Source organism: Cellulomonas hominis (assembly GCF_005239125.1).
GTDB classification, from domain to species: Bacteria; Actinomycetota; Actinomycetes; order Actinomycetales; family Cellulomonadaceae; genus Cellulomonas; species Cellulomonas hominis_A.
Genome location: NZ_SZYE01000152.1, coordinates 1 through 9,627, shown reverse-complemented (window position 1 = coordinate 9,627; position 9,627 = coordinate 1). Strand labels below are relative to the sequence as shown.

Sequence of the window (9,627 nt, the reverse complement as noted above, 5' to 3'; positions counted from 1 at the left end):
GCTCCCAGCGGCGGGCGCCGCCCGGGGGCTCGTCGTCCAGCAGGCCGCGGACCACGGTCGTGGTGACGCGCGCCGCGACGGCCGCGGCGACGCGGCGGGCGGTGCTCACCCCTGCGCCCCCTCGTCGCCGGCCCCGGCGCCGTCGCCCGCGTCGCCCGTGACGTCGCCGGCGGCGTCGCCCGCGCCCGCGTCCCCGGTCGCGACCGGCGTGCGGTCCGGCGGGGTCAGCGTCGTCGCGGTGGGGATCGTCGTGAGGTCGCCCCCGCGGCCGTAGTGGCCGTTGGTGCCGCCGATCCGCGCGTTCAGCGCCAGCGGCACCGACACCTGGCCCGCGGCCGTGTCGCCGTCGCTCACCGTGGTGATCTCCTCCGCGGCCGAGTCGTCGCCCAGGATCGTCGCGACGAGCGTGCCGTCGGTGACCGGGCCGTCGACGACGACCGCGCCCTCGGACCGGGTCTGCGCGACCAGGGCGAGCGCGATCTGCGACTGCAGCACGGCGGCGGCCTCGTCGGCGTCCGGGGTCGCGTCCGTGGCGACGGCGTCCGGCGCGACCGTCGGGGCCACCAGCACCACCGCGTCGGCGGGCTGGGTGATCTCGCCCTCGACGGTCACGAGCGGCGAGTCGCCGGTCGTCATGAACTCGAGCAGCGTCGCCGCGTCGGCGCTCAGGGCGTCCGGGTTCGCGGGGTCGGCGCCCGTGAGGCCCTGGACCAGCGCCTCGGACAGCGAGGTGTCGGCGGTGGCGTCGTCGGCCGGCTGCGGGTCGAGGTAGCTGCTGATGTTGCCGACGAGCGCCTGGCGGAACGACCGCAGGTCGGTCGACGACCACGCCTCGTTCAGCGTCACGTCCGCGCTGACGGTGGCGCCCGCCGCCGTCAGCTGCGCCTCGATCGCGGACCGGGCGTCGCCGTCGACCGTGCCGAGCCCGACCACGGCCACGCGGCGCTGGGCGAGCGTGCCGGCGACGAGCTCCGCGCCCGCGGCCTCGACGAACGCGTCGGACGCGGCGAGGTCGGAGCCCGCGTCGTCCAGGTCCGTGCGCAGCTGGTCCCGCTCGCTGCGCAGCTGGTCCACCTGCCCCGTGAGCGTGTTGCCGATCGTCTCCTCGAGCGGGCCCGCGCCGAGGGCGATGCCCACCGCGAGCGCGAGGAACACCGAGATCAGCGAGACGAGGTGGTAGCGGAAGTCGATCACAGGGAGAGCTCTCGATCGGGTGCCGGCGCGTGCGCGGCACGGGAGGTGGCGGGTCGGGGCGTGGCGGCGCGCGTCATGACGACCCGCCGAACAGCGACCCGAGCCAGTAGACGAAGTCGTCCCAGCGCGCCGCGGTCAGCCCGATCAGGGTCTGGCCCGCGGTCGTCGACGCGAGGGCCACGCCGAGCGCGAGCAGGCCCGCGAGCACGAGCAGCGTCAGCTGGAGGTTGGAGATCCGGTTCCGGTACAGCCGGGACACGCCCTTGGCGTCCACCAGCTTGCTGCCGACGCGGAGCCGGGTGAGGAACGTCGACGCCATGCCCGACCGGCCCTTGTCCAGGAACTCCACGAGCGTGGCGTGCGTGCCGACCGCGACGATCAGCTCGGCGCCCTTGTCGTCCGCGAGCAGCATCGCGACGTCCTCGCTGGTGCCGGTCGCGGGGAACACGATGTGCGGCACGCCGAGCTGGTCGACGCGGGCCATGCCCGGGGCGCGGCCGTCCCGGTACGCGTGCACCACGATCTCGGCGCCGCAGCGCAGCGCGCGGTCGGACACGGAGTCCATGTCGCCGACGATCAGGTCGGGTGTCCAGCCGGCCTCGAGGATCGCGTCCGCGCCGCCGTCCACGCCGACGAGCACCGGGCGGTACTCGCGGATGTACGGCCGCAGCGTGACCAGGTCCTCCTTGTAGTGGTACCCGCGCACCACGATGAGCACCTGCCGGCCCTCGATCTGGGTCGTGATGTCCGGGACGCCCACGCCGTCGAGCAGCAGGTCGCGCTCGCGGCGCAGGTAGTCCATCGTGTTCGCGGCGAACGACTCGAGCTGGACCGACAGGCCCTCGCGCGCGGCCGCCTGGTCGGTGGCCACGGTCTGCTCGGTCTGCACGGTGCCCTCGGCGACCAGCGTGTCGCCGTCGTACACCGCGCCGTTCTCGACGCGGAGCGTGCGGCCCTCGCGCAGGTTCATCACGTCCGGCCCGAGGTCGTCGACCAGCGGGATGCCCGCGGACACCAGGATGTCCGGGCCGAGGTTCGGGTACCGCCCGGACGTCGAGCGCGCGGCGTTCAGCACCGCGGCGGGCTTGCAGGCGGCGAGGGCCTCGGCCGACACCCGGTCGATGTCGACGTGGTCGATCACCGCGATCTCACCCGGACGCAGGCGCTTGGTCAGCGACTTGGTGCGGGGGTCGACCCGGGCGGGGCCGACGAGCTCGCCCCCGGGGGACGCGGCGGAGCGCTTACGCGAGGGCAGGAGTTTCATCGCCGTTCATCGTGCCAGATCCGCCAGCTCCAGGAGCTCCGCCGCGTGCGCGCGCGCCGTACCGGATTCCTCCTGGCCGGACAGCATCCGCGCCAGCTCGCGGACCCGGTCCTCCCCCGCCACCTCGGCCACGCCCGACGCCGTGATGGCGCCGTCGCGCGACTTCGTGACGACCAGGTGCCGGTCCGCGAACGCGGCGACCTGGGCCAGGTGCGTCACCACCAGGACCTGCGAACCCCGCGCCAGAGCCGCCAGCCGGCGCCCCACCTCGGTCGCGGCGCGCCCGCCGACGCCGGCGTCCACCTCGTCGAACACGAAGGTCCCGGGGGTGTGCTCGCCCCGGTCGGGCGACGTGGCGAGCGCCACCTCGAGCGCCAGCATGACCCGCGACAGCTCGCCGCCGGACGCCCCCTTGCCGAGCGGCCGGCCCGGCGCGCCGGGGTGCGGGACCAGGAGCATCTCCACGACATCTCCACCGTGCGGGCCCAGCTCGGGCGCAGCCTCGACCCGGACGGTCAGGCTGGCGCCGCCCATGGCGAGCCCGGCCAGCTCGGCCGAGACGGTCGCGGCGAGCCGCTCGGCGGCCTCCCGCCGGGCCGCGCCGATCCGCCCCGCGAGGTCCGCGAGCCGCGCGTCCAGGGCGTCCCGCTCCGCCGTCAGCTCGGCGACCTTCTCGTCGCCGTCGCCGATGTCGAGCAGCCGGCGGCCGCTCTCGTCGGCCCAGCGCAGCACCGCGTCGACGTCCTCGCCGTAGGACCGGGTCAGGGACGCGAGCTCGGCGCGCCGGGTCTGGGCGGCGTCCAGGCGCAGCGGGTCGGCCTGGAGGTCCTGCAGGTAGGACGACAGCTCCGTGGCGGCGTCCGCGAGCAGGTAGCCCGCCTCCGCCACCCGGTCGCGCAGCTCGGCCAGCCGGGCGTCGTGGGCGCCTCCGCCCTCCAGCAGCCGCTTGGCGTGCTCGACCAGCGCCGCGGCGTTCGCGCCCTCGTCACCGGCGTCCTCGTCGCCGAGCAGGGCCGCGTGCGCCCCCGAGGCCGCCGCGCGCAGGTCCTCCGCGTGCTCCAGGCGCTCGATCTCCTGCGCCAGGTCGACGTCCTCCCCCGGTTGCGGGTCGATCCGCTCGACCTCCGCCAGCCCGAGCCGCAGCAGCTCCGCCTCGCGGGCGAGGTCCTGGCGCCGGGCCGTGAGGTCGTCGATCGTCGCCTGCAGCCGGCCGCGGTCCGCCCACGCCGCCCGGTACTCCCCGAGCAGCGCGCCGTGCGCCGCGCCCGCGAACGCGTCCAGGGCCTCGCGCTGGTGCTGGGGCGAGCGCAGCCGGGCCTGGTCCTGCTGCCCGTGCACCGTGATGAGCTGCTCCGCGAGCTCGCCCAGCACCGCCTGCGGCACCGAGCGACCGCCGAGGTGCGCCCGGGACCGGCCCGGGCTGCCGTCCGTGGACGCGGACACCGTGCGGACCAGCAGCAGGCCGCCGTCGTCGTCGACCGCCGCCCCGGCCTCCTCGGCGCGCTCCAGCACCGGCGACCCCTCGGGGACGACCACCCGGCCCTCGACGACCGCCGCGGCCGCGCCGGTGCGCACCGTCGCCGGGTCCGCCTTCCCGCCGAGCAGCAGGTTCAGCCCGGTCAGCACCATCGTCTTGCCCGCGCCGGTCTCCCCCGTCAGGACGGTCAGCCCCGGGTGCAGCCGGATCTGGGCACCGGTGATGACGCCCAGGTCGCTGATCGTGATCTCCTCGAACACGCGCGCGTCCGCTCCCTCAGTCCTCGTCGGCCGGCGCGCGGGTGGCGCCGGTCCCCCGGTCGCGCCCCGGGATCTCCGGCGCGCGCCCCCGCCATCCGACCACGGGGAGCCCGAACTTGTTCACCAGCCGGTCGGTGAACGGCGCGGGGGTCAGCCGGGCCAGCCTGACCGGCACCGGCGACCGGCGCACCTCGACCCGGGAGCCGGCGGGCACCTCGATGTGCCGGCGCCCGTCGCACACCAGCACCGCCGCCGAGGGCGACCGGGTCAGCACCTCGACCGCGACGACGCTGCGCGGACCGACCACCAGCGGGCGGGCGAACAGCGCGTGCGCCGACAGCGGCACGACGATGAGGCTGTCGACCTCCGGCCACACGACCGGGCCGCCGGCCGAGAACGCGTGGGCGGTGGAGCCCGTCGACGTCGCCAGCACGACGCCGTCGCAGCCGAAGCTCGACAGCGGGCGGTCGTCGACCTCGAGCACCACCTCGACCATCCGGGCCGGCTCCGCCTTCTCCAGCGCCGCCTCGTTCAGCGCCCAGCCCGTCACGGGGTCCCGGCGCCCGGGGACCTGGACCTGCACCTGCAGCGTGGTGCGCTCCTCGACGGTGTAGTCCCCGGCCGCGATCCGGCGCACCGCCTCCTTGATGTCGTCCCGCTCGCTCTCCGCGAGGAAGCCCACGTGACCCAGGTTGATCCCCAGCAGCGGCACCCCCGCCCCGCGCGCGAGCTCGGCGGCGCGCAGGATCGTGCCGTCGCCGCCGAGGATCATCGCCAGCTCGATGTCGTGGAACGCCATGCCGGGCACGTCCTCGCCCGCGAGCACCGGCGTGAAGCCCGCGGCCTCCAGGGCGGCGGCGGCCTCCTCCGTGGCCGTCACCGCCTCGGCCCGCCCGCTGTGCGTGACGACCAGGACCCGCCTGCTGGTCATGCGCCCTCCTCCTGCTCGGTGACGACGGCCCGGACCCGGGCCGCGAGGGCGTCCCCCGTGAGGGCGTCGCCGGTGTGCCCGGTGCGCTGCGTGCCGGTGTGGCCGGTCCGCTGCGTGCCGGCGTGCTCGGTCCTGCGGCGCAGCCGCAGGAAGTACTCCACGTTGCCGCTCGGGCCCGGCAGCGGGCTGCGCGCCACGCCGCGCACCTCGAGACCCCGCTCCTGCGCGACCGCCGCGACGGCCAGCACCGCCTCCGCGCGCTGCTCCGCGCTGCGCACGACGCCACCCGAGCCCAGGCGCTCGCGCCCCACCTCGAACTGCGGCTTCACCATCAGCAGCAGCTCGGCGCCCGGCGCGGCCACCGCCGCCAGCGCGGGCAGCACCAGGGTGAGCGAGATGAAGGACAGGTCGGCCACCACGAGCCCGGGCGCCGGGTCGACGTCGGCCGGGGTCAGGTACCGCACGTTCACGCCCTCGCGGGCCTCGACCCGGGGGTCGGTCCGCAGCCTCTGGACCAGCTGGTCGTGCCCGACGTCCAGCGCCAGCACCCGGCGGGCACCGCGGCGCAGCAGCACGTCGGTGAACCCGCCCGTGCTCGCCCCGGCGTCCAGGCAGTCGCGGCCCTCGACCACGACGTCGCCGAACGCGTCGAGGGCCCCGAGCAGCTTGTGCGCGCCGCGGGACGCCCAGTCGTCGCCCGGACCGTCCGCGCCCGGCTCGACGCGCGCGCGCTGGCCGTCGCCGAGCGGGGCGGCCGGGCGGCGCACGGGCGCGCCGTCCACCGTCACCCGGCCCGCCGCGATGAGCTCGGCCGCGTGCTTCCGCGACCGGGCGAGCCCGTCACGGACCAGGGCGGCGTCGACGCGCGTCGGCACCCGCCTCAGCCCTCCGCGTCGGCGAGCCGGTCCTGCAGGGCCGCGTGCACGGCGTCGAACACGGCGAGCTGCTCACGCAGGGTGAGCTCGGTGACCTCGGTCAGGCGCGCGACCGCCTGGTCGACCGCCTGGTCGCCCGTCGGCTCCACGGTTCCACTCCCCACTCCGCCCGCGGCGGCTGCCGCCAGCCCGCGACGGACCGGCCTGCTGGCCCCGTCGCTCCCCCGGCTGGTCCCACGTCTCCTGTGTGTGCACCCCTGCGCTGCCGGCCAGGCTACCGGCCGGCGACCGCCCCCGCGGCGTCCTCGGGGGTGACACGCAGGTCGGGCACGGTGGACGCGTCCAGCTCCTCGCCCGCGTCGACCGCCGCCCACGCCGCGGCGCAGGCCGCCCGCGCCAGGTCGACGCCCTCCGGCGAGTCCCCGCCGAGCTCCAGGCGCCCCGCCGTCACCCGGGCCGCCGCGCCGCCGCACGCCCACCAGCCCTCGGCCGCCGGCAGCGGCTCCGGGTGCGGGACCAGCAGGCCGCCGAGGTCCGCGGCGATGTAGTGCGGCCGCAGGCCGGCGGGCGCCAGGACGTCGTCGCGCGCCGTGCTCACGCCCGTGAGCACGTGCAGACCCGCGAACCCGCCCGTGCGGGCGCCCGCCAGGTCGGTGTCGAGCCGGTCGCCGACGACCAGCGCCGCCCGCGCGCCGTGCTGCTCGACCGCGATCTCGTACATCGTTGACGCCGGCTTCCCCGCGCTGTCCGGGACCACGCCCGTCGCCGCCTGCACCGCGCCCACGAGCGCGCCGTTGCCCGGCGCGAACCCGCGCGCGGTCGGCAGGCTCTTGTCGAGGTTGCTCGCCACGAACCACGCGCCGCCCGCCACCGCGTACGCCGCCTCGGCGAGCTGCGCCCAGCCGAGCTCCGGGGCGAAGCCCTGGGCCACCGCCTCCGGGTGCTCGTCCGCGGACGTGACGACCTCGAAGCCCGCCTCGCGCACGGCGGTGACGAGACCGGCACCGCCGACCACGAGCACCTTGGCGCCCGGCCGCAGCCGGGAGGCGAGCAGCGCCGCGCACGCCTGGGCGGCGGTCAGCACGTCACCCGGCTGGGTCGGGATGTCGAGCGAGGTGAGCTGGTCCGCGACCGACTCGGGCTCGCGCGAGGCGTTGTTCGTCACGAACACCAGCCGCATGCCCGCGGCGCGGGCACCCGCCAGCCCGGCGGCGGCGCCGTCGATCGGCTCGTGGCCGCGGTACGCGACGCCGTCGAGGTCCACCAGGGCCAGGTCGTAGCGCTCGGCCAGCGGGACGTCGCTGCCGAGAAGCCGTGCGTGGGTCACTCGTCCTCCGTGTCCTTCCCGCCCGCGAGGGCGGCGTCGGGGGTGGGGCCGGCGTCGTCGGCCGGGGTCTCGCCCGGCTCGGCGGGCGTCGCGGGCTCGGGCTCGGGCTCGGGCTCGGCGGACGCGTCGGCGGCGTCGGGCTCGGCGGCGGCGGCCGGGGCGGCGGACGCGTCGGCGGCGTCCGGCTCGTCGGCGGCGTCCGGCCCGTCGACGGCGTCCGGCTCGGCGACCGGTTCCGCCGCGTCGGCGGCCGGGGCGTCGGACTCGTCGTCCGCCGCCTCGGTGTCGTCCGCGAGGCCGTCCTCGTCCTCGTCGAGGTCGAACACCACGACGTCCTCGTCCTCGTCCGCACCCTGCACCTGAGCGAGCAGGGCCGCGGGCACGGTCGCCTCGAGCTCCTCCGCCTCCGCGGCACGCCCGGCGGCGCGCAGCGCGTCCGCGCGGGCCTGGGCCACGCGTGCCGCGAGCAGCGTGCGCACCGGGCCCGAGCCGATCCCGGCCAGCGCGGCGATCGCCGCGTCCGGGTCGCCCATGTCCAGGCGTGCGCCGCTGACGACCATCGCCAGCTCGACCCGCGTCGTGGTATCGAGGTCCTCGGCCTCGGGCGAGGCCGCCAGGGCGATCGCGCGCTCCGGCCGGCCGAGGCCGCGCTCGCAGTCCGCCATCACGGCCAGGTGCTCCGACGACCCGTTGAGCCGCCGCACCGTGCGCAGTTCGCGCAGCGCCTCGGCGAACCGACCGGTCCGGTACGCCGCCAGGCCTGCGGCCTCGCGCACCACGTCCACCCGCCCGCCGTGCCGCACGGCCGCCTGCGCGTGCTCGTACGCCAGCTCCGGGTCCTCGTCGATCAGCCGGCCGGCCATGACCAGGTGCCGCCCCACGGCCCACGCGTTGTCCTTGCTCAGCGTGCGGAGCCGAGCCCGGACATCGCGGTCGAGCATGCTGAACTCGACGTCCTCGGGGATCTCCGGGCCGGACTCGCGCACGGCCTGCGGCGGCCGGGTGGGACGGCGGTCGTCGCCGTCGTGCCGCGGGCCGCGGTCGTCGCGGCGCGGGCCGCGGTCGCCACGGTCGTACCCGCGGGCGCCGTCCCGGTCACCCCGGAAGCCGCCCCGCTCGCCGCGGTCCTGACCGTCGCGACCGCCGCGGTACCCGCCGCGGTCGTCCCGGGGCGGGCGCCCGCCCCGGTCGTCGCGACGGACGCCGCCGGACGCGCCCTGACCGGCGTCGCGGCTGGCGCTGTACCCGCGGTCCTCGCGCTGGTACCCGGCGCGCTCCCCACGGTCGTCCCGGCGGTAGCCGCCGCGCTCGCCCGACGGGGCCGACCCAGCGCCGCCGCGGTACCCGCCACCCTGCTGGCCACCACGGTCGTCACGGCGGTAGCCGCCACGCTCGCCCGACGGGGCCGACCCAGCGCCGCCGCGGTACCCGCCACCCTGCTGGCCACCACGGTCGTCACGACGGAACCCGCCGCCTTGCTGCCCACCACGGTCCGAGCGGTAGCCACCCCGCTCGCCACCGGACGTGCCGGCACCGGAGTCGCGCCCGCCCCGGTACCCACCGCGGTCATCACGCTGGAAGCCGCCGCGGGCTGCGCCGCGCTCGCCGCCCGAGCCCGGACGGCCTCCACCCGCGGGCGCTCCCCGCTCGCCGGAACGCGAGGCACCCCGGTCGTCGCGGTAGCCACCCGACCGCTCGCCGCCCTCGGCGCCGCGCCGGTAGCCGCCGTCGCGCGCGCCCTGCTGGCCGTAGCCGCCGTCGCGCGGGCCCTGCTGGCCGTAACCGCCGGAGCGCTGACCGCCCCGCTCGCCGCCGCGGGCGTAGCCGCCCTCACGTCGTTCACCCCGGTACGCGCCGCGCTCGCCCTCTCGGGCGGGGCCGCGGTCGGACCGGTATCCACCGCTCCGCTCCGGGCGAGCACCACCGCGGTCCGTGCCGTACGAGCCCGCGCGGTCGCTGCGCGCCGGACGCGCGCCACCGCGGTCCGCGCCGTATCCACCGGTGCGGTCACCGCGCTCCGGACGAGCACCACCGCGGTCCGAGCCGTACCCACCGGTGCGGTCGCCGCGCTCCGGGCGCGAGCCGCCCGTGCGGGCGCCGCGATCAGACCCGGAGGCGTCGGGGCGTCCGCCGGCGCGAGCCGGGCCCCGGTCCGAGCGGTACCCGCCCGAGCGCTCGCCGTCGCCGCGACCGTACGCGCGCTGCTCCCGTCCGCCGGACGACCGGTCGTCGCGCGAGCCGCCCTGCGGGCGCTGACCGCCCTCGTACCGTGGACGGTCGCCGGCGGGCCGGCGGTCGC

General features: G+C 77.7%; 8 protein-coding genes. All 8 read right to left on the bottom strand.

What is annotated here, in order from left to right:
* Window positions 1-105: 105 nt before the first annotated feature.
* The 8 genes from FA014_RS15150 to FA014_RS15115 all read right to left on the bottom strand — a co-directional run bounded on the left by FA014_RS15150 (window position 106) and on the right by FA014_RS15115 (window position 8,314).
* On the bottom strand, window positions 106-1,194 hold the full coding sequence (locus tag FA014_RS15150) for a copper transporter (RefSeq protein ID WP_154730488.1): 1,089 nt from the start codon (window positions 1,192-1,194) through the stop codon (window positions 106-108).
* 73 nt (window positions 1,195-1,267) lie between these two features.
* The gene (gene steA, locus FA014_RS15145) at window positions 1,268-2,458 is read right to left on the bottom strand and encodes a putative cytokinetic ring protein SteA (RefSeq protein WP_154730487.1); all 1,191 of its coding nucleotides are present in this window, start codon (window positions 2,456-2,458) and stop codon (window positions 1,268-1,270) included.
* 6 nt (window positions 2,459-2,464) lie between these two features.
* Window positions 2,465-4,195 (bottom strand): DNA repair protein RecN, encoded by a 1,731-nt coding sequence (recN, locus tag FA014_RS15140; RefSeq protein ID WP_154730486.1) that lies wholly within the window; start codon window positions 4,193-4,195, stop codon window positions 2,465-2,467.
* A gap of 16 nt (window positions 4,196-4,211) precedes the next feature.
* Window positions 4,212-5,126 carry an NAD kinase gene (locus FA014_RS15135; RefSeq protein WP_154730485.1) on the bottom strand — a complete coding sequence of 305 codons (915 nt, stop codon included), beginning with the start codon at window positions 5,124-5,126 and terminating at the stop codon, window positions 4,212-4,214.
* Window positions 5,123-6,001: a TlyA family RNA methyltransferase gene (locus FA014_RS15130; RefSeq protein WP_154730484.1), complete on the bottom strand. Its 879-nt coding sequence runs from the start codon at window positions 5,999-6,001 to the stop codon at window positions 5,123-5,125. The genes FA014_RS15135 and FA014_RS15130 overlap by 4 nt, the downstream gene beginning before the upstream one ends.
* 5 nt (window positions 6,002-6,006) lie before the next feature.
* Window positions 6,007-6,150 carry a hypothetical protein gene (locus tag FA014_RS15125; RefSeq protein WP_154730483.1) on the bottom strand — a complete coding sequence of 48 codons (144 nt, stop codon included), beginning with the start codon at window positions 6,148-6,150 and terminating at the stop codon, window positions 6,007-6,009.
* A 125-nt stretch (window positions 6,151-6,275) separates the two neighbouring features.
* A complete protein-coding gene (locus tag FA014_RS15120; RefSeq protein WP_154730482.1) occupies window positions 6,276-7,328 on the bottom strand; it encodes an HAD-IIA family hydrolase in 1,053 nt (350 codons plus the stop codon).
* Window positions 7,325-8,314: a hypothetical protein gene (locus FA014_RS15115; protein ID WP_230323213.1), complete on the bottom strand. Its 990-nt coding sequence runs from the start codon at window positions 8,312-8,314 to the stop codon at window positions 7,325-7,327. Before FA014_RS15115 ends, FA014_RS15120 begins: the two co-directional genes overlap by 4 nt.
* Between the last annotated feature and the right edge of the window lie 1,313 nt (window positions 8,315-9,627).